Genomic DNA, 18,754 nt, shown 5'->3' with positions numbered 1-18,754 from the left:
CGGCCGGGCCCCTCACATATGGGTCGCCGCGGCCTTGATGGCTTCGCGGATGCGGACATAGGTGCCGCAGCGGCAGATGTTGCGGATGCCGTCGAGATCGGCCTCGCTGATCGCCCGTCCTTCCTTCGCCACGCGGCGGACGAGTGCGACAGCGGCCATGATCTGGCCGGGCTGGCAGTAGCCGCACTGGGCCACGTCGTGGTCGAGCCACGCCTGCTGCATCGGGTGCAGATCGGCCCCCACCGTGGCCGGTAGCCCTTCGATCGTGGTGACTTCGTCGGTCGGCTTCAGCTTCTCGACCGGGATCGCGCAGGGGTTGACGGCCTCGCCGTTGAGGTGGCTGGTACACGCCTTGCAGACGTTGATGCCGCAGCCGTATTTCGGCCCGGTCACGCCCAGGACGTCACGCAGTACCCACAGCAGTCGTACGTCGTCGGCCACGTCGACGGTGACCTGTTCGCCGTTGAGGCGGAACGTGTGTTGAGGCACGGGGTCTCCCAGCTGTCATTGGACGTGGTCCAGGCCGTCGACGGGGGACGGGGGGATGGGGGGAACGGTCGGCTTGGGCACGAAGGACAGGGTGGCGTGGTTGATCGGGAAGCTGGTGGGCATGGTCCCCGTGGCCCGGCCGTAGGCGCAGGCCACGGCAGCCATCGAGGCCGCGACGCCGAGTTCACCGGCACCACCGGGGGTTCCGGTGGTGGCCGGCATGACGATGATCTGGAGCTCGGGCGGTGTGTTCCACTGCCGGGTGTAGAAGTAGTTGTCCCAACTGGCCTCCAGGAAATACCCGTTGCGCAGGTGGAGGCTTGAGGTCAGGGCCAGGGCGATGCCGTCCATGACGCACCCCATCATCTGGGCCTCCAGGCCACGGGGGTTGACGGCGAGCCCGACGTCCACGGCGAACACGGCCTTGGTGACACGCGGTCCGCTCACCCCGTCGCGGATGGGGCGGTTGACGGTTTCGGGGCGGCAGTCGATCTCCACCAGGGCCGCGCTGACGGAGTGGTACTCGGAGTGGAAGGCGACTCCCTGCGCGGTGCCGGACGGCATGGTCCGTCCCCAGTCGCCGACTTCGGCGACCTTGTCCAGCACCGCTCGGGCACGGTCGTCGCGCAGGACACCGCGTCGGAACCGGAAGGGGTCCTTTCCCGTTTTCGCGGCGAGTTGGTCGACGACGAGCTCGCGGGCGCAGGTGACGTCGGGGGAGTAGACGTTGCGCATGCTGCCGGTGTTGAAGCCCTTGCCGGTCTCGCTGAGCAGTCGGCTGTTGACGCCGAACTCGTAGGGCATGGACTGGGAGAGCTGGAAGAACAGCTCGGAGAAGCCGATGTCTCCCACCGGGAGTCTCGCCGCCATGGCGGTGAAGATCTCGCCGATCCCGTGGCTCAGGTCGGTGGAGACGCTGGTGTGCCGTTGTGTGTAGCTGAGGACGGTGGTGCCGAGGTAGGCGGCACGTACCCGGGATGTGGCCATGGGGTGGACGCGTCCCTGACGGGAGTCGTCGGCGCGGTGCCACATGAGTTTGACGGGTTTGCCCATGGCCCGGGATGCCTCGACGGCTTCCAGCGCGGCGTCGAAGAAGAGTTTGCGTCCGAACGAGCCGCCGCCTTCGGCGACATGCACCGTGACCGCGGAGAGCGGCAGCCCGAGCTTGGCGGCAATCGCCTCCTTCGCGACGATCGGTGCTTTCAGGCTCGCCCAGATCTCGGCGCGGTCGGCCCGCACATCGGCTGTCGCACAGTTCGGCTCCAGCGCGCTGTTGCTGCGGAAGTGGAAGGTGAACGTGGCCTCCACGCTCGGTGTGAGCGGCGGAAGGCCGAGCGGCAGCTCGGCGGCCTGGAGCTCGGCGAGCACCGACTCGTCGGACTTGCCCTGCACGGTGCCCGACGTCCACGACACACGCAGCGCGCGTACGGCGTCGATGCACTGGCCGAAGGTCTCGGCACGTACCGCCACGCCGGTCGAGATCACGGCGATGTCGGTGACACCCGGCATGGCGCGGACCTCGTCGGCGTTGGCCACCGACCCGACCCTGCCGTTGATCGTCGGCGGGCGGCACACCATGGTGGGCCTGGCGTCCGGGATGTCGAGGTCCATCGCGAACTTCTTGCGTCCGGTGACCGCGGCGAGGGCGTCGATCCGGTTGTGCGGAGTGCCGATGACGGTGAACTGATCGTCCGGCTTGAGTTCAGCGGTCACCTGCTGGGTCCGGATGCTCGCGGCCTTCTCGGCCAGTGCGCCGATGTCGGTGCTCCTGCCCCCGGGGCCGGTGATGACGCCCGCCTTCACGGTGAGGTCGGCGACAGCCGCGCCGAGTTCGGCCGCCGCGGCCCGCAGCAGCTGCCCGCGGGCGATGGCGGCGGCCACCCGGACGGGGGTGTACGTCGAGATGGTCGTGTTCGACGCACCGGTGAGCTGGTTGAACACCAGCTCCGGACGTGCGTCGGCCAGCGTGACCCGGACGCGCTCCAGCGGCACGTCCATCTCCTCGGCGATCAGCATGGCGGTCGAGGTGGTGATGCCCTGCCCCACCTCGGCCCGCGGCAGGGCGAAGGACACCGTGCCGTCCGTGTTGACCTGAACGGTGATCAGGCCGGCGGTCGGCAGGACCGCCGCGGTCATCACGTCGTTGAGATCGACCAGCTCCGTGATCTCCGCCGACGGGATCTCGGCCCTGGCCGGTGGGGCAGGAACGAGTTCGGCGGCGGCCAGCAGGGTCGGGGCCGCCAGTACGTATCCGAGGAACCGGCGCCTGCCCGGGTCGGGGCCGCCGGGCTCCGGCTGAGCCGGACGGGCGGAGTCGGTCATCGACGGTGTCCTCTCCTGCGCATACGCGTCGGTCCTCCTTCTGTGCGGCTCGGCCCCGGGCGGGCCGGCGTGCTCCGGGGCGGTGAGGCCGCCGTGGTGCCCGGCGCGGTGGGGACGGTGCGCGCGGGCGCAGGGTGCGTCGGGGCGACGCACCCTGCGCCGGCGGCCTCATGTGCCGGTGTTGGGGCTCAGGACGGGCGGTTGGTCTCCGGGATGGTCAGTTCGATGCGCTGCGCCTCGCCCAGGAAGAGCAGGACGAACTGCCGGATGGCCTCCTCCACGGTCCACGCGCCCGCCGGGACCAGGGGCAGGGGGATCAGGCCCTCGCGGAAGGCCACCAGCAGGGGCCAGGCGGCGCTGATCAGCGGCTGCCAGAACGGCTCCTTGCCCAGGCCGATGGCGTCACCGACACCGTCTCCGACCGTGTACCGGGAGAACGCGTTGATCAGGGGCCGGGTGAGGCCGGCGTCGAGTTCCGCGACGATGTCCAGGAGGACAGCGGTCAGCGCGGCTCCCTCGTCCGACGGGGCGATGATCGGGTCGAGGACCTGCTTGGACTGGGCGTTGGCCGCGGCCCAGGTGGCGGGGATGTACTCGTCGCGGACGCCGAGCATGTGCGCGGTCACCTGCCAGGTGTGCAGGTACCCGACCTCCTCCTTGGAGGAGATCCGGACTCCCCACTCCTTCATCTTGCGCATGACAAAGGTGGCCAGGCTGTGCCAGGTGACCATGATGTCCGCCTGGCTGATCGGGATCGTCTGACCGCCGTTCGTCTGCGACCAGCCCGGGGACTGGGGCAGCAGGTGCCGCACGGCCGCGTGCACCAGCCGGGTCTTCACCGCGGTCACGATCATCCCGCCCTCGGGCCGGTAGGCCTTCAGGTCGCCGACGTCGTAACCGAACAGAGCGGTCTTGGCGACGCGGTCCTTCATGTCCGCGCCGCCCTTGGAGTAGTAGACGGCGCGCGCCTCCCGGGGGATGGCCGTGCTCATCAGGCCGCTGCCCAGCCCGTAGAGGGCTCCCGTGTAGATCCCCTTCTTCGTCGTGACCTGTGCCCCGTCCTCGAGCTTGCCCGTGTCCGCCCAGGACGGCAGTTGGCGCGCCGATTCCATGAAGTCGCGCAGATCGGCGGGGAGTCCGGCCGGGAGCGCCTGGTCGTTGCGCGTCCACTGCCGCAGCGCCTCGTTGACCTGGGGCACGTCGCCGCGGTCGATCACGGCGGCGACGATCGGGTCGGCTTCCTCGTCCCACAGCCATTCCGGGTCGAGTCCCGCTCCGGTGCCCGCCACCGAGCCGCTCGGTGACCACGTCCACAGGGACCTGGCCCGGGCCGGCGACGCTGTGGCTATGAGCCCGAGGGCTCCCAGTGCCCCTCCGGCGGCCAGCATCTGGCGCCTGCTGAGTCCGTCCATCGCTGTTTTCCTCCTTGGTTCCTGCTGGTGGGGTCGTGAGGTGAAGGAACTGATGAAGCAGTCGGCTGCGCGGTGTGTGCGTCAGGTCCGCAGGGGTACCGACCGGCCCGGCGTAGCCGTGCAGTGGGCTTTGGTACGCTGAAACAAGGTGAGCCTCTGAGTATCTCCAGAGGAGCACAAGTGAGGGGTGAACGCCAGACTCCGCACAGAATCCGGGAGGCGATCGTGGAACCTGTCCTGCCGGCCCTCGCCGGGTCGCCCGCTTCCCCGTCCGTGCTGGAGCTCGCGTTCAGCGAGGCCGGTGACGGTGCGGAGCTGGACGACGAGATCGCGGTGCGCCTGCTCGACGCCGCGTACGAACACTTCTGCCGCATGGGGATCAAGCGGTCCACCATGGCGGACGTGGCACGGCTGGCGGGTGTCTCCCGCATCACCGTCTACCGTCGTTTCGCTTCGAAGGAGGCGCTGGTCGAGCAGGTCGTACAACGCGAGTTCCGGCGCTACTTCGATCAGTTCACCGTCGAGATCAAGGACGCCGAGACCGTCTCCGACCGTGTCGTCCTGGGTTTCGTGAGCTCGTTGCGGGCCATCCGTCACAACCGTCTCATCGGCGGTCTCATGGCCGCCGAGCCGGACGCCGTCGTACCGTCCATGACCAGCGACGGGGGACGCACCCTCTCCGTGGTGCAGCAGTTCGTCGCGGAAGGGCTCCGGCAGGAGCAGCATGCGGGCAACGTCTCGAACGAGGTGGACGTGGACCTCGTGGCCGAGATGATGGTGCGCGTCTCCGCGTCCTTCCTGGTCATCCCCAGCCATGTCATCGACCTCGACGACGAGGAGCGGATGGGCGCGGTCGCCCGGCAGTTCCTCGTCCCGATGCTCGGGCCGCCGCCCTCCGCTCACTTGTAGAGTCCGCCCTTCTCGGCCCTGGCCACCAGGGAGGCGGGCGGCTCGAACCGTTCGCGGACGCCTGAGTCGGCCACGGTCCCGCACCTCCTCTCCGCCGGCGGGCCGTGTGCCTGTCGATCCGCCCGTGCGGGGCCTCGCCACGGCCCGCGTGGAGGCCTCGACGGGGACAGGTAAGAACACCTATTGGCTCTGTGTCAACAGAGCGGTCACGCAGCAACCAGCCATATACAGCGCTGACATGAGGTTCCATCAGGCATGGTCGACAGGTGTCCGGTCGACGGCTCGCGATCTATTGACACCCAGCCAAGAGCGGGTTCACTGTGGGGACCGCTGAAGGAGTCCGCTCACGTTCGCGAGAGAGGGAGCCCGCCGTGACCACAGCAGAGCCGCTGCATGAGTCCGTCGAGGGGCTGACGATCACCAGACTGCTGCGCCGCAACGCCCAGCAGTTCGCCGAGCATCCCGCACTGACCACCGGCATCGGACCGGACGCGGGAACCCTGTCCTGGACCCAGCTGCGTGCCGAGGTCGCCGCCCTCACTCGCGGCCTCACCGCTCTCGGCCTGAACGCCGGCGAACGGATGCTCATCGCCATGTCCAGGCGGGCCGAGCACTGGGTCGCCGACCTCGCCGCGATCCACATCGGCGCCCTGCCGTGCAGCACGTACGACACGCTGAGCACCGAGCAGATCGGAGCGGTGGCCCGGCACAGCGCCGCCACCGTCCTCGTCCTGGAGGGCGAGGAGGAGATGCGGCGCTGGCAGCCGGTCCTGGCGGACCTGCCGCACCTGCGCGCCGTCGTCGTCCTCGACTGGGACGCCGCCCCGGCCGATGATCCGCGTTTCGTCAGCTATGCGGCCGTGCGCGGCGCGGTACCGCCCGACGACGCCGCGTTCGAGGCGCTCACGGACGCCGCCACCACCGACCAGCCGCTGGCCCTGGTGTACACCTCGGGGACCACCGGCGACCCCAAGGGCGTGGTGCTCTCCCACCGCAACGTGATCCACGAGTCCCTGATGCAGGACCGCCTCGTCCCCGTCCCGGACCACCCGCGGTCGGTCGCGTACCTGCCGCTGGCACACATCGCCGAGCGGGTGCTCGGGATCTACATGCCGATCTGCAACGCCGGTCACGTCACGATCTGCCCCGACCTCGACCAGCTGCTGCCCACGCTGCTCGCGGTGCGCCCGCATGGTTTCTTCGGAGTCCCCCGGGTGTGGGAGAAGCTCGCGGCCGGACTGCAGGCGAAGCTCGCAGCGCTTTCCGGGGAACAGGCCGTGGTGGTGGCGCAGGCCCGGAAGACCGCCCTGGAGCTGTACCGCCTCCGCTCCGAGGGGAAGGACCTCCCCGCGGAGCTCCTTCAGCCGCTGGACCACCTCGACGCTCAGGTGATGCGGCCCATCCGTGCCGCCCTCGGGTTCGACGACTGCCGCCGAGCCTTCAGCGGAGCGGCGCCGATCCCCACCGCGGTCCTGGAGTTCCTGGCGAGCGTGGGGCTGCCGGTGTACGAGGTGTGGGGCCTGAGCGAGACCACCGGCGCCGCGACCGTCAGTACCCCCGAGAGGTTCGCGCTCGGGTCGGTCGGCTGTCCCGGACCCGGCATCGAGGTCAAGGAAGCCGGCGACGGCGAACTCCTCGTCCGCGGCCCCGTCGTCTTCCCCGGCTACCTGCAGGCCGACGGCAGCATCGAGCCCGCGACCGACGCGGAGGGCTGGCTGCCCACCGGCGACGTCGGAACGGTCGACTCCCGGGGCATCGTCACCATCACCGACCGCAAGAAAGAACTCATCATCACCGACGGCGGCAAGAACATCGCCCCGACCAGGATCGAGTCCTTGCTGCGGGCGCACCCCCTGGTCGCCCAGGCCGTCGCGATCGGTGACCGGCGCCGCTACGTCACCGCGCTGCTGGTGCTGGACGAGGACGCGGCCCCGGTCTGGGCACGGGCGAACGGCATCGCCGCCACCGACCTCGACGAGCTGTCCCGTCATCCGGTGGTGCTCGGCGCCCTGGACCAGCAGGTCGCGGACGCGAACACGGTGCTGTCCCGCGCGGAACAGGTGAAGAAACACCGTGTTCTGGCGGGCCCGTGGACGGTGGAGACCGGCGAGCTGACGCCGAAGCTGAGCCTGCGACGCCGGGCCGTCGACGAACTGCACGCCGCCACGATCGAATCGATGTACACATAGGTCCGACACACCGCGACCAGGGAGGGAATGACCGCATGGCCGTTCAGCGCCAGGCCCAGCGACGCCGAATGGAGCCGGACGCCCGGCGCGCCGAGATCCTCGGCGTCGCACGGAGACTGTTCGGGGCGCACAGCTACGACACGGTGTCCATCTCGGACATCGCGGCCGAGGCCGGCGTGGCCCGTGCCCTGGTCAGCCACTACTTCGGCAGCAAGCGGGAGCTCTACCTGGCCGTGGTGCGGCAGATGATGGTGATACCGGCCTCCGTGTCGGAACGGCTGCCCCCGACCACCGCCGAGGAGCGGCTGTCGATCTGCGTCGACCGGTGGCTCGAAGTCGTCGAACGCAACCGGGAGATGTGGTTGGCGGCCATCGGCCTGGAGGCCCTCGGCAACGACCCGGAGATCGACCGGATCATGCTGGAGGCCGATGAGATAGCGACCGACCGCATCCTCGAGGCCGCGATGATGACCGAGGTCACCGAGGGCCGGCAGAAGCTCCGGGCGATGATCCGCTGCCACAGCGGCATGCTCAAGGCCGCCTCCCGGGAATGGCTGGTGCGCGGCACGCTCAGCCGCAGCGACCTGCACGTGATCCTGACACGCACCGTGCTCCACCTGGTCGACACGGTGTTCCCCGCGCTGCGGGAGGACTGACACCCCGCTTCCGACCCCACCGAAGGAGAGACGCACGTCATGCCCCGAGTTCTGTCGGACGAACGAGGTGACCTGGTCAAGGCGGTGGCCGACTTCTGCCGCCGCGAATGCGGCACGAAGGAGCAACGGGACAAGCTGACGGGCCACGGCCAGGAGCAGCACAACCAGAAGCTCTACGAGAAGATGGCGGCACTGGGCTGGCTGGGCATCGCCGTCCCGGAGGAGTACGGCGGCGTGGGCCAGGGCATGACGGAACTCTGCCTGTTCCTCCAGGAGACCTCCTACGGTCTGGCGCCCATCGGCGGTTTCAGCACCACCGTCATCGCCGCCGCGGCGTACGAGAAGTTCGGCACCGAGGAACAGAAGCGCACCGTGCTCTCGGGCGTGGCACAGGGCCGGGTCGAGGCCATCTCGATGTCCGAGCCGGGAGCCGGATCGGACGTGGGAGCCCTGACCTGCCGCGCGGAGCGCACCGACGGCGGCTATGTGATCAACGGGCAGAAGACCTGGTGCTCCAACGCGCACTTCGCCGACCACATCCTGCTCATCGCGCGGACGTCACGGGAGCAGTCGAAACACGGGGGGCTCACCCAGTTCATGGTGCCGACCGACGTCGACGGCCTGCGGATCAGGGGCATCGACACCATGGGCGGCAAGGACGTCAACGACCTGTACTTCACCGACTGCTTCCTGCCGGACTCCGCGGTGGTCGGCGTCCCCGGACAGGCGTGGAAGCAGCTGATGGCCGGCCTGAACCTGGAGCGGATGATCCTCGCCGCTCTGATGCTGGGCGTGGCCCGGCGGGCGTTCGACGACACCGTGACGTATGTGCGCCAGCGTGAACAGTTCGGCCGGCCGATCGGCTCGTTCCAGGCTCTCCGGCACCGGATCGCGGACATGGCCACCGAACTCACCTGCGCCCAGTTGCTGCTGGACGACGTCGCCGCCGCGATCGACGCGGAGCCCGGCCGCGTGTTCGCCCGGGAGGCGTCCATGGTGAAGCTCAAGTGCACCGAGCTCGCCAAGCACGTGACCCTGGAGGGCATGCAGATGATGGGCGGCTACGGATACACCACCGAGTACGGCATGGAGGCCCTGCTGCGGTCGACCGTCGTGTCCACGGTGTACGGCGGGACGAGCGAGATCCAGCGGGACATCATCGGGAAGACGTACGGACTGTAGGGGACCGCGAGGGTCAGTCGGCCGCCCGTGGTCATCCTGCGGTCAGGCTTCGCTGCCCGGGCCGCCCAGCCGGTACGCTGTACCCCGCCCCACCCCTGGTGGGTGGGGCCGAGGTGGGTTGCCCGAGCGGCCTAAGGGAACGGTCTTGAAAACCGTCGTGGCAGCGATGTCACCGTGGGTTCAAATCCCACACCCACCGCAGCAGGTCAGAGAACGTGCTGATCAGAAGGGGTGTCCCGATCGAGGGGCACCCCTTCGTCATGGGGTCCTGTCACATCCGCGCACGCCCGTGTCATCGAGCGCCCGCAAGGGTGCCGCCCGTCGGCATGGAGTCGTCCGGAAGCAGGGAGAACAGGACGAGGTCGACCCGACCGGTGTGAACGAAGCCCGCGTTCCGCAGGATGCCTTCGTGGTGGAAGCCGGCCTTGAGTGCGACCTTCTGGGACGCGGTGTTCTCGGTGGCGGCCCGGAGCTCCAGACGCTGGAACTGCTGGTCGGCCAGAAGCCACCCAGCCAGTACGCGAGTTGCTTCAGCGGCTATGCCGTTGCCGCGGGCCCAGGGGGAGATCCAGTAGCCGACCTCGCTCACCCGAGCTCGCCAGTCGGTCTTCTTCAACCCGACGGTGCCGGCCAACCGCCCGGTGTGGGAGTGGGTGACCGCGAAGTGGATGCCGTCGCCGGATTCGCGAAGGGCCGGGGCCACTTTCGTGCACCACGCGGTGGCGTCATCCAGGGTGTAGGGGTGAGGGAGGGGGAGCCATTGCTGGGTGAGCGGGTCCGAGCAGCTCGCCTGCGTGTCGGGGATGTCGCTGCTGCTGAAGGGGCGGAGGGTCAGTCGTTCGGTATGCAGCACCGTTTCAGGGAACACGCGTGTCTCCGCTCATTCAGGGTCACTGGCGCGGAAGACGCTAACAGTGCCCGTCAGCCCCGGGGCCGACGGGCATCGTGGAAAGCCGACGAAGGCCGGTGGCCCCGAACCCGGGCACTTCCTTGCCTTCGTCGGCACCGCCACAGCCCTTACATGCGCGGCTGTCAGTGGCCGCTGTCAGCGTCGGACCGGTAGGGAAGGACCCAATGGAACCCCATGGAGGGGGAGGGGCGTTGGAGCGGGTGCAGGTCACCGTTTAAGGCGATGACGACCCAGAGCGAGGGGGCGCAGGACATTCCCGTACGAGGTGTTCTGCCGCGCCATTCCTTGGCCGGGCGATGAGTTCTCGTCCGAGTTGCAGTCCTATCGGTGACCGGATGGAATCGGATGGCGCCTCGTCACCCCGGTCACTCCCCACTCATGAACAGGACACTGCCGACATGACAGAAGCCGTCAAGGGACCTGCCAGCTACTTTCCCTCGATCGAGAAGAAGTACGGGCGTCCGATCGCGGAATGGAAGGAGCTCATTCGCGCCTCAGCTCTGAACAAGCACATGGAGCTGGTTTCCTGGCTCAAGGCCGAACACGGACTTGGCCACGGTCATGCCAATGCTCTCGTCGCCCACACGCTCGCCGAGGACAAGAACACGTAGGCGACCAAGCCTGCCGGACCGCTGATCGGCAGGCCGGACGTTTGCCGGGCGTTCCTCACGCTTGCGGGGGAATCGGTTCGTGCGGGTGGTTCGCCGGGGATGCGGTGGGCAGCTTTCGTCTCGCGACGTCGTGACCAAGCCGGGGCGGTCGGCCAACTGCTCCGGAAAAAGCCGTACTTCCGCTTCCTGGAGGATTGACATGGCAAGCATCCGTACCGCTCGCGCCCTTGCCGCTGTTGCCGCCCTTCCCCTCGCCGCCGCGCTCTTCGGGGGAGTGGCCCAGGCCGACAACGGCTCGTTCGCGGACGACGGATCGAACGCGGCCGTCGCGACCCTCGCCGGCAGCGGTGTCGGCGGCAACAACTCCGGTAATTCGTCCACGTCGCAGCAGCAGGCCGTCGGCGCCGGTGCGTCGAACCAGAGCAACTCCACGCAGGTGAACGGGCCGGTGTTCACGTGGATCCATCAGCACAACGAGTCGATCACGGTGAACTTCTCGCCACTCTGGTGACACCGGGCCGGTCGGGGGGCCGGGCCACGGGCGGTCGAACAGCGGCCTGCACGGGAGCACTTCGGTGTTTCCGTGCAGGCCGCTTCGCGTTGTCTGCCGACCGCAGGGGTGTCGCCGACCTTGACAGCGAGCCGCGATCTGACGGACAGTCAGAAACCCTGATCCGTCCGCCCGTGTTCGGGAGGCAGCCGCCGTGCACCTCGCCCAGACGGAGCGCCAACGACAGTTGCGCGCCGAACTCCGCACGTACTTCAGCACGGTGATGTCCGGGAGGAGCGCACGCACCGAGCCCGGCGCCGAGGACCGGGCCGAGCAGCGCCGGCTGCTGCGCCGGATCGGCGCGGACGGGATGCTGGGAATCGGCTGGCCCGTCGAGTACGGCGGTCAGGGCCGCGGCCCCGACGAGCAGTTCGTCTTCTTCGACGAGGCCTACCGGGCCGGGGCACCGGTCTCGATGGTCACCCTCAACACCGTCGGACCGACCTTGATGGCCTATGGGACCGAGGAGCAGAAGGCGTACTTCCTGCCCAGGATCCTCAGCGGCGACCTCGTCTTCGCCATCGGCTACAGCGAGCCGGAGGCCGGTACCGACCTCGCCGCGCTGCGTACCAGGGCGGTGCGGGACGGCGACTCCTGGGTGATCGACGGGCAGAAGATCTTCACCAGCAACGCGCAGAACGCCGACTGGATCTGGCTGGCCTGCCGGACGGACCCGGACGCGCCCAAGCACCGGGGCATCTCGATCATTCTGGTCCCGACGGATGCCCCCGGGTTCGCCTGGACGCCGATCGAGACCGTGGGCGGGCTGACCACGACGTCCACCTACTACGACGGGATACGGGTGCCCGCCGGCCATCTGGTCGGCGAGGAGAACGGCGGCTGGGGGCTGATCACCAACCAGCTGAACCACGAGCGGGTGGCGCTCGCCGCCATCGGGATGCAGGCCGAGGACTTCTACGAGGCGGCGCTGGTGTTCGCACGCACCCCCGACCCGGGGACCGGCCGGCGTCCGGTGGACGAGCCGTGGGTGCGCGCCCGGCTGGCCGAGGCGTACGCCCGGCTCGCGGCGACGCGGCTGCTCAACTGGCGCCTGGTGGGGGAGGTGGGCGCGGGCTCGCCGGCCCCGGGCGAGGCGAGCGGAGTGAAGTTCGTGGGCACCGAGAGCGCCGTCGAGGTCTACCGGATCTGCCAGGAGATCACCGGCGACGCCGGGACGCTGCGGGGCGGCTCGCCCGGCGCCTTCGGGGACGGGGAGCTGGAGCGCATGAACCGGGCCGCGCAGATCAACACCTTCGGAGGCGGCGTGAGCGAGGTGCAGCGGGAGATCGTCGCGACGATGCGGCTCGGCATGAAGAGGGGCAAGAGGTGACGGACACGCGAGAAGAACCGGACGCCCTGTACGAGCGGCTCAGGGCCTTCGAGGGGCGCGCCGCCGCGACCGAGGGGGTCGGCAAGGACCTGGTCAACGAGCCGATGATCAGGCACTGGTGCGAGGCGATGGGGGACACCAACCCTGCCTACACGGGGTCGGGCGCGATCGCCCCGCCGACGATGCTGCAAGCGTGGACGATGGGCGGCCTGTCCGGGCACACCGACCGGTCCCCGGCGTACGAGGAGCTGTTCGGCCTGCTCGACGGCGCGGGATACACCTCGGTGGTCGCGACCGACTGCGAACAGGAGTATCTGCGTCCGCTGCGGCCCGGTGACCGGATCACGTTCGACGCGGTGATCGAATCGGTCTCGGCTCGGAAGACGACCCGGATCGGAACGGGCTACTTCGTGACGACGCGGATGGACGTCCGGGCGGAGGGGGAACTCGCCGGGACGCACCGCTTCCGCATCCTCAAGTACGCGCCGCCCGCCAGGAAGCCGGAGTCGCCCCGCGGTGACCGGCGGCTGCGCCCGAGGCCGGTGATCAACCGGGACAACGCCGGGTTCTGGCAGGGCGTCGCCGAGCACCGGCTGCTGATCCAGCGGTGCGGGGCCTGCGGGGTGCTGCGCTTTCCCTGGCTGCCGGGCTGCAACGCGTGCGGCGGCCGGGAGTGGGACACGGTCGAGGCGAGTGGCGAGGGCACCGTCTTCAGCCATGTCGTGATGCATCACCCGCCGTTTCCCGCCTTCGGCACCTCGCCGGAGGGCGGCCCGTACGCGGTGGCACTGATCGAGCTGGCGGAGGGGGTGCGGATGGTCAGCAACGTGGTCGGCGTGCCGTACGACAAGGTGCGGACCGGCATGCCGGTGCGGCTGGAATTCCTGCGCACCGACCCGGACTTGGAGCTCCCGGTCTTCCGGGGAGGTGAGGGCTGACATGGACTTCGCACCCACCGAGGAGCAGACCGCGGCGCGCGGACTCGCGGCGCGGATCTTCGGGGACCTCTCGACGCACGAGCGCCTTGCCGCGGCCGGAACAGGGACGGACGCCGGGCTGTGGAAGGAGCTCTGCGCGACCGGACTGACCGCGGCCGTCGAGGAGATCGGCCTGCTGGGCCTGGTGCTCCTGTTGGAGGAGCAGGGCAGGACGACGGCGCAGGTGCCGTTCGCGGCGAGCTGCGTGTACGGGCTGCTCGCCGTCGCCGGACACGGTACGGACGCGCAGCGCCGGCTGCTGCTGCCCCCGCTGCGGGACGGCACGACCGTGGCCACCGGGGCCTTTCCGGCCCGCGGCGGGATACGGGCGGACGGGGAGCGGCGGCTGAGCGGCAGCATGCCGTACGTGCCGTGGCTGAGGGACGCGGAGCTCGTCCTCGTCGCGGACTCCGATCGTGACCTGTGGATCGTACGGACCGCCGATCCCGGAGTGACGACGCAGCCCGTGGAGACCACGGCGCCCTGGTCGGCGGCGCGGCTCGTCCTGGACCGGGTGTCCGGGGAGCGGCTCGGGGGCGCCGGGGCGTACGAGGCGGTGCTGGCCGCGAGCCGGATCGCGTTCGCCGGCTTGCAGGCCGGGGTGTGTGCCGGGTCGCTGGCCAGGGCCGTCGCCCACACGAACACCCGGGAACAGTTCGGGCGCCCGCTCTCCACCAAGCAGGCGGTCCTGCTGCACGCCGCCGACGCCCATATGGACACCGAGGCGATACGCGTCACCGCGTACGAGGCGGCCTGGCGGTACGACGCCGGACTGCCGTACGGACCACAGGCGTTGACCGCCGCCTGGTGGGCGTCGGAGGCCGGGAAGCGGGTGGTGCACACCGGCCAGCATCTGCACGGCGGAACGGGCGCGGACCTCGACCATCCCGTGCACCGGCACTTCCTCTGGGGGCGTCAGCTCGACGCCTATCTGGGGTGCGGCAGCGAAGTGCTCCAGGAACTCGGCGAGTCGCTGGTGAAGGAGGGATCGGAGTGAAGGCCGGTGAGGAACTGGCGCCGCTGGAGATCGCGGTGACCCGCACCCTGATCGTGGCGGGCGCCATCGCCTCCCGCGACTACCAGGACGTGCACCATGACGCGGAGCTCGCCCGGCAGAAGGGCTCCCCGGACATCTTCATGAACATCCTGACGACCAACGGCCTGGTCGGCAGGTATGTGACCGACCGCCTGGGGCCGTCGGTCGTGCTCCGCAAGGTCGCCATCAGACTGGGCGTGCCCAACCGTCCCGGGGACACCATGGTCCTCACCGGCACCGTCACCGCATGCGGGGGCGATGGTACGGCCGAGGTGTCGGTCGTCGGCACCAACAGTCTCGGCAGGCATGTCACCGGCACGGTGACCGTCGGTGTGACCCAGGAGGCGGCATGAGCCTGCGCAGGGCCGACTCGCTCGGCGGCCGGGCGGCGATCGTGGGCATCGGGGCGACCGAGTTCTCCAAGGACTCCGGCCGCAGCGAACTCGCCCTGGCCGTCGAAGCGGTGCAAGCCGCCCTCGACGACGCCGGGCTGACCCCCGCCGACGTCGACGGCCTGGTCACCTTCACCATGGACACCAGCCCCGAGATCACCGTCGCCCAGGCGGCCGGCATCGGAGAGCTGACCTTCTTCTCCCGCATCCACTACGGCGGCGGAGCGGCCTGCGCCACCGTCCAGCAGGCCGCCCTGGCCGTGGCGAGCGGGGTGGCCGACGTCGTGGTCTGCTACCGCGCGTTCAACGAGCGCTCCGGACGCAGATTCGGCTCCGGCGTGCAGCAGCGGGAGCCCACCGCGGAGGGCACGGCACTCGGCTGGAACCTTCCCTTCGGGCTGCTCACACCGGCCTCCTGGGTCGCCATGGCCGCGCAGCGCTATCTGCACACCTACGGGCTGGCGCCGGACGTCTTCGGCCATGTCGCGGTCACCGGCCGGCGGCACGCCGCCCGGAACCCGGCGGCGTACTTCCACGGGAGGCCGATCACCCTCGCCGACCATGCCGCGTCGCGGTGGATCGTCGAACCCCTGCGGCTGCTCGACTGCTGTCAGGAGACCGACGGCGGGCAGGCGATCGTCGTCACCAGCCCGGAGCGGGCCAGGGACCTGCCCCGGCCGCCCGCCCTGATCGTGGCCGCCGCCCAGGGGGCCGGGCGGGCGCAGGAGCAGATGACCAGCTTCTACCGCGACGATCTGACCGGGCTGCCGGAGATGGGGGTGGTGGCGCGGCAGCTCTGGCAGAACTCCGGACTCTCCCCGTCCGACATCGATGTGGGCATCCTCTACGACCACTTCACGCCGTTCGTCCTGATGCAGCTGGAGGAGTTCGGTTTCTGTGCGCCGGGTGAGGCCGCCGGCTTCGTCGAGGCCGGCGCACTGCCCCTGAACACGCACGGCGGCCAGCTGGGGGAGGCGTATCTGCACGGGATGAACGGCATCGCGGAGGCGGTCCGGCAGATCCGGGGCTCGTCGGTGAACCAACGGCCCGGGGCGGCCAGGGTCCTGGTCACGGCAGGCACGGGCGTACCCACCTCGGGTCTGATCCTGGGGGCGGACGACTGAGCGGGACTGCGGTCCGCGAGGGAAACCGGTCCGGGCAGGGGCAGGCGTCCGGGCAGGGACGGGGGCGACCCTGAGCCCCGGCGCCGGCGGCTCCCCCTGCAGGAGGTGGAGCCGTCTTCGTCTCTACTCCCTGAGGGGGACACGATTTCGGGACCTTGGGCCGATTCCCGGGGCCGTGCCCGCTCCTAGCGTGGAGCCATGACCATGCCAGTCTGCACAGGCGCCTCCGGGGGAGCCGCCGTCACCGGACATGTCCCGCACGGCTCGTACGCGCCGCGCACGGCTCAGGCCGCGCGCACCCCGCACGGCCCGCGGGCTCCGCATGCCCGGTATCCGTCGTTCTCCTCCTTCGTGCGGGCGCGGGGGCCCGTACTGCTGCGCACCGCACGCTCGCTCACCGCCAGCCCGAGCGATGCCGAGGACCTGCTGCAGACCGCGCTCACCAAGACGTATGCCGCCTGGGAACGGATCGAGGACCACCGGGCACTCGACGGCTACGTCCGCCGGACCCTGGTGAACACCCGGACCTCGCAGTGGCGCAAGCGCAGGATCGACGAGTTCGCCTGCGAGGAACTGCCCGAACCGGAGTCGTCGGCCGGCCCCGACCCGGCCGAGCAGCAGGTCCTGCACGACGCGATGTGGCGTGCCGTGCTGAAGCTCCCGGACCGGCAGCGGGCGATGGTGGTCCTGCGGTACTACGAGGACCTGAGCGAGGCCCAGACGGCCGAAGTGCTCGGGGTGTCCGTCGGCACGGTGAAGAGCGCGGTGTCGCGGGCGCTGGGCAGGCTCAGGGAGGACCCGGAGCTGGCTCCCGTGCGATGAGAATCGGCCGGGTGCGATGTGCCGTCGGGGTCCGCTTCCGTCGGACGACACCGATTTCGTAGGGCCGGAACTAGTGACATACCGCTCGGTATGTGCGCAGAATCTGCGGAACCCTACTGCCGCGTAGCGCCCACCGGGAGGACGCCGTGCTGAGCACCATGCAGGACGTACCGCTGACTGTCACCCGCATCCTGCGACACGGGATGACCATTCACGGAAAGTCCCAGGTCACCACCTGGACAGGTGAGCCCGAGCCGCAACGGCGCAGCTTCGCCGAGATCGGCCGGCGGGCGACGCAGCTGGCGAACGCGCTGCGCGACGAGCTCGGGGTCGAGGGCGACCAGCGGATCAGCACCCTCATGTGGAACAACGCCGAGCACGTCGAGGCGTACCTCGCGATCCCTTCGATGGGCGCGGTGCTCCACACGCTCAACGTCCGGCTCCCGGCCGAACAGCTGATCTGGATCGTCGCGCATGCCGACGACAAGGTCGTCATCGCCAATGGCACCCTGCTGCCGCTGCTCGCACCGCTCCTGCCGCACATGCCGTCGGTCGAGCATGTCGTCGTCACGGGGCCGGGCGACCGCTCCCTCCTCGACGGCGTCACGCCCCGGGTGCACGAGTACGAGGAACTGATCGCCGGCCGGCCGACCGAGTACGACTGGCCCGAGCTCGACGAACGCCAGGCCGCCGCCATGTGCTACACCTCCGGCACCACCGGTGACCCCAAGGGCGTCGTCTACTCCCACCGCTCCATCTACCTGCATTCCATGCAGGTCAACATGGCGGAGTCGATGGGCCTGACCGACCAGGACACCACGCTGGTGGTCGTCCCCCAGTTCCACGTGAACGCATGGGGTCTGCCGCACGCGACCTTCATGTCCGGCGTCAACATGCTCATGCCGGACCGGTTCCTGCAGCCCGCCCCGCTCGCCGAGATGATCGAGCGCGAGAGGCCGACCCACGCCGCCGCCGTCCCCACCATCTGGCAGGGGCTGCTCGCCGAGGTCACCGCCCGCCCGCGCGACCTGACCTCCATGGCCCGCGTCACCATCGGCGGCGCGGCCTGCCCGCCCTCCCTGATGGCGGCGTACGACCAGCTCGGCGTCCGCCTCTGCCACGCCTGGGGCATGACGGAGACCTCGCCGCTCGGCACCATGTCCAACCCGCCGGCCGGACTGACCGAGGAGCAGGAGTGGCCCTACCGGATCACCCAGGGCCGCTTCCCGGCCGGTGTCGAAGCACGCCTGGTCGGCCCCGGCGGCGAACACCTGCCGTGGGACAACGAGTCGGCCGGCGAGCTGGAGGTGCGCGGACCCTGGATCGCCGCGGCCTACTACGGGGGCGCGAACGGTGAGGCGCTGCGCCCCGAGGACAAGTTCAGCGAGGACGGCTGGCTGAAGACCGGCGACGTCGGGGTGATCAGTGAGGAGGGCTTCCTCACGCTCACCGACCGGGCCAAGGACGTCATCAAGTCCGGCGGCGAATGGATCTCCAGCGTCGAGCTGGAGAACGCCCTGATGGCGCACCCGGACGTGGCCGAGGCGGCGGTCATCGCCGTCCCGGACGACAAGTGGGGCGAGCGCCCGCTCGCGACCGTCGTCCTCAGGGACGGTGCCACCACCGCCTACGGGGTCCTGAGGGACTTCCTCACCGAATCCGGCATCGCCAAGTGGCAGCTGCCGGAGCGCTGGACGGTCATCGCGGCGGTGCCGAAGACCAGCGTCGGAAAGTTCGACAAGAAGGTCATACGAAGGCAGTACGCGGAGGGCGAGCTGGACGTCACCGTGCTCTGACCCCGGCCCGGTCGGGGCATGGGGGGGCGGGACACGGCAGAACGGCG

General features: G+C 69.9%; 17 protein-coding genes and 1 tRNA gene. 14 read left to right on the top strand and 4 right to left on the bottom strand.

What is annotated here, in order from left to right; genetic code table 11:
- Nucleotides 1-12: 12 nt before the first annotated feature.
- The 3 genes from AB0L71_RS26595 to AB0L71_RS26585 form a co-directional block, all read right to left on the bottom strand.
- Entirely contained in the window at nucleotides 13-489 is a 477-nt protein-coding gene (locus AB0L71_RS26595; RefSeq protein ID WP_365247541.1) for a (2Fe-2S)-binding protein, read from the bottom strand.
- A 15-nt stretch (nucleotides 490-504) separates the two neighbouring features.
- Nucleotides 505-2,811 carry a molybdopterin cofactor-binding domain-containing protein gene (locus AB0L71_RS26590; protein ID WP_365247539.1) on the bottom strand — a complete coding sequence of 769 codons (2,307 nt, stop codon included), beginning with the start codon at nucleotides 2,809-2,811 and terminating at the stop codon, nucleotides 505-507.
- A 188-nt stretch (nucleotides 2,812-2,999) separates the two neighbouring features.
- Nucleotides 3,000-4,223, bottom strand: a complete 1,224-nt coding sequence (locus AB0L71_RS26585) for an oxygenase MpaB family protein (RefSeq protein ID WP_365247537.1) — start codon at nucleotides 4,221-4,223, stop codon at nucleotides 3,000-3,002.
- A 225-nt stretch (nucleotides 4,224-4,448) separates the two neighbouring features.
- On the opposite strand from AB0L71_RS26585, the gene AB0L71_RS26580 reads away from it, so the two are divergent.
- The 5 genes from AB0L71_RS26580 (at nucleotide 4,449) to AB0L71_RS26560 (ending at nucleotide 9,358) form a co-directional block, all read left to right on the top strand.
- Nucleotides 4,449-5,132 carry a TetR/AcrR family transcriptional regulator gene (locus tag AB0L71_RS26580; protein ID WP_365247535.1) on the top strand — a complete coding sequence of 228 codons (684 nt, stop codon included), beginning with the start codon at nucleotides 4,449-4,451 and terminating at the stop codon, nucleotides 5,130-5,132.
- Between the two features lie 371 nt (nucleotides 5,133-5,503).
- On the top strand, nucleotides 5,504-7,321 hold the full coding sequence (locus tag AB0L71_RS26575; RefSeq protein WP_365247533.1) for an AMP-dependent synthetase/ligase: 1,818 nt from the start codon (nucleotides 5,504-5,506) through the stop codon (nucleotides 7,319-7,321).
- Between the two features lie 35 nt (nucleotides 7,322-7,356).
- Complete coding sequence (locus AB0L71_RS26570) at nucleotides 7,357-7,977, top strand: helix-turn-helix domain-containing protein (RefSeq protein WP_365247531.1); 621 nt, start codon at nucleotides 7,357-7,359, stop codon at nucleotides 7,975-7,977.
- A 39-nt stretch (nucleotides 7,978-8,016) separates the two neighbouring features.
- Nucleotides 8,017-9,159 carry an acyl-CoA dehydrogenase family protein gene (locus tag AB0L71_RS26565; RefSeq protein ID WP_365247529.1) on the top strand — a complete coding sequence of 381 codons (1,143 nt, stop codon included), beginning with the start codon at nucleotides 8,017-8,019 and terminating at the stop codon, nucleotides 9,157-9,159.
- 112 nt (nucleotides 9,160-9,271) lie between these two features.
- Nucleotides 9,272-9,358: transfer RNA gene (locus tag AB0L71_RS26560), tRNA-Ser, on the top strand.
- Nucleotides 9,359-9,451: 93 nt separating this feature from the next.
- Here AB0L71_RS26560 and AB0L71_RS26555 read toward each other — a convergent pair.
- Entirely contained in the window at nucleotides 9,452-10,027 is a 576-nt protein-coding gene (locus tag AB0L71_RS26555) for a GNAT family N-acetyltransferase (RefSeq protein WP_365247527.1), read from the bottom strand.
- Nucleotides 10,028-10,467: 440 nt separating this feature from the next.
- Here AB0L71_RS26555 and AB0L71_RS26550 point away from each other — a divergent pair, with 440 nt between their 5' ends.
- From AB0L71_RS26550 to AB0L71_RS26510, 9 genes are all read left to right on the top strand, one after another.
- Nucleotides 10,468-10,680, top strand: a complete 213-nt coding sequence (locus AB0L71_RS26550; protein ID WP_365247525.1) for a DUF4287 domain-containing protein — start codon at nucleotides 10,468-10,470, stop codon at nucleotides 10,678-10,680.
- Nucleotides 10,681-10,879: 199 nt separating this feature from the next.
- Nucleotides 10,880-11,191 carry a hypothetical protein gene (locus AB0L71_RS26545; protein WP_365247523.1) on the top strand — a complete coding sequence of 104 codons (312 nt, stop codon included), beginning with the start codon at nucleotides 10,880-10,882 and terminating at the stop codon, nucleotides 11,189-11,191.
- 193 nt (nucleotides 11,192-11,384) lie between these two features.
- Complete coding sequence (locus AB0L71_RS26540) at nucleotides 11,385-12,560, top strand: acyl-CoA dehydrogenase family protein (protein ID WP_365247521.1); 1,176 nt, start codon at nucleotides 11,385-11,387, stop codon at nucleotides 12,558-12,560.
- A complete protein-coding gene (locus AB0L71_RS26535; RefSeq protein ID WP_365247519.1) occupies nucleotides 12,557-13,498 on the top strand; it encodes an OB-fold domain-containing protein in 942 nt (313 codons plus the stop codon). The genes AB0L71_RS26540 and AB0L71_RS26535 overlap by 4 nt, the downstream gene beginning before the upstream one ends.
- A 1-nt stretch (nucleotide 13,499) precedes the next feature.
- Entirely contained in the window at nucleotides 13,500-14,534 is a 1,035-nt protein-coding gene (locus AB0L71_RS26530; RefSeq protein ID WP_365247517.1) for an acyl-CoA dehydrogenase family protein, read from the top strand.
- On the top strand, nucleotides 14,531-14,926 hold the full coding sequence (locus AB0L71_RS26525) for a MaoC/PaaZ C-terminal domain-containing protein (RefSeq protein WP_365247515.1): 396 nt from the start codon (nucleotides 14,531-14,533) through the stop codon (nucleotides 14,924-14,926). Before AB0L71_RS26530 ends, AB0L71_RS26525 begins: the two co-directional genes overlap by 4 nt.
- Entirely contained in the window at nucleotides 14,923-16,089 is a 1,167-nt protein-coding gene (locus tag AB0L71_RS26520; RefSeq protein ID WP_365247513.1) for a lipid-transfer protein, read from the top strand. The genes AB0L71_RS26525 and AB0L71_RS26520 overlap by 4 nt, the downstream gene beginning before the upstream one ends.
- 198 nt (nucleotides 16,090-16,287) lie before the next feature.
- Nucleotides 16,288-16,911, top strand: coding sequence for a SigE family RNA polymerase sigma factor (locus tag AB0L71_RS26515; protein ID WP_365247511.1), 624 nt, complete (start codon nucleotides 16,288-16,290; stop codon nucleotides 16,909-16,911).
- A 146-nt stretch (nucleotides 16,912-17,057) separates the two neighbouring features.
- A complete protein-coding gene (locus tag AB0L71_RS26510) occupies nucleotides 17,058-18,707 on the top strand; it encodes a long-chain fatty acid--CoA ligase (protein ID WP_365247509.1) in 1,650 nt (549 codons plus the stop codon).
- Nucleotides 18,708-18,754: the final 47 nt, after the last annotated feature.

The organism is Streptomyces sp. NPDC052052, assembly GCF_040680455.1.
Lineage (GTDB): Bacteria > Actinomycetota > Actinomycetes > Streptomycetales > Streptomycetaceae > Streptomyces.
This window is presented reverse-complemented; position numbering and strand designations above follow the sequence as displayed.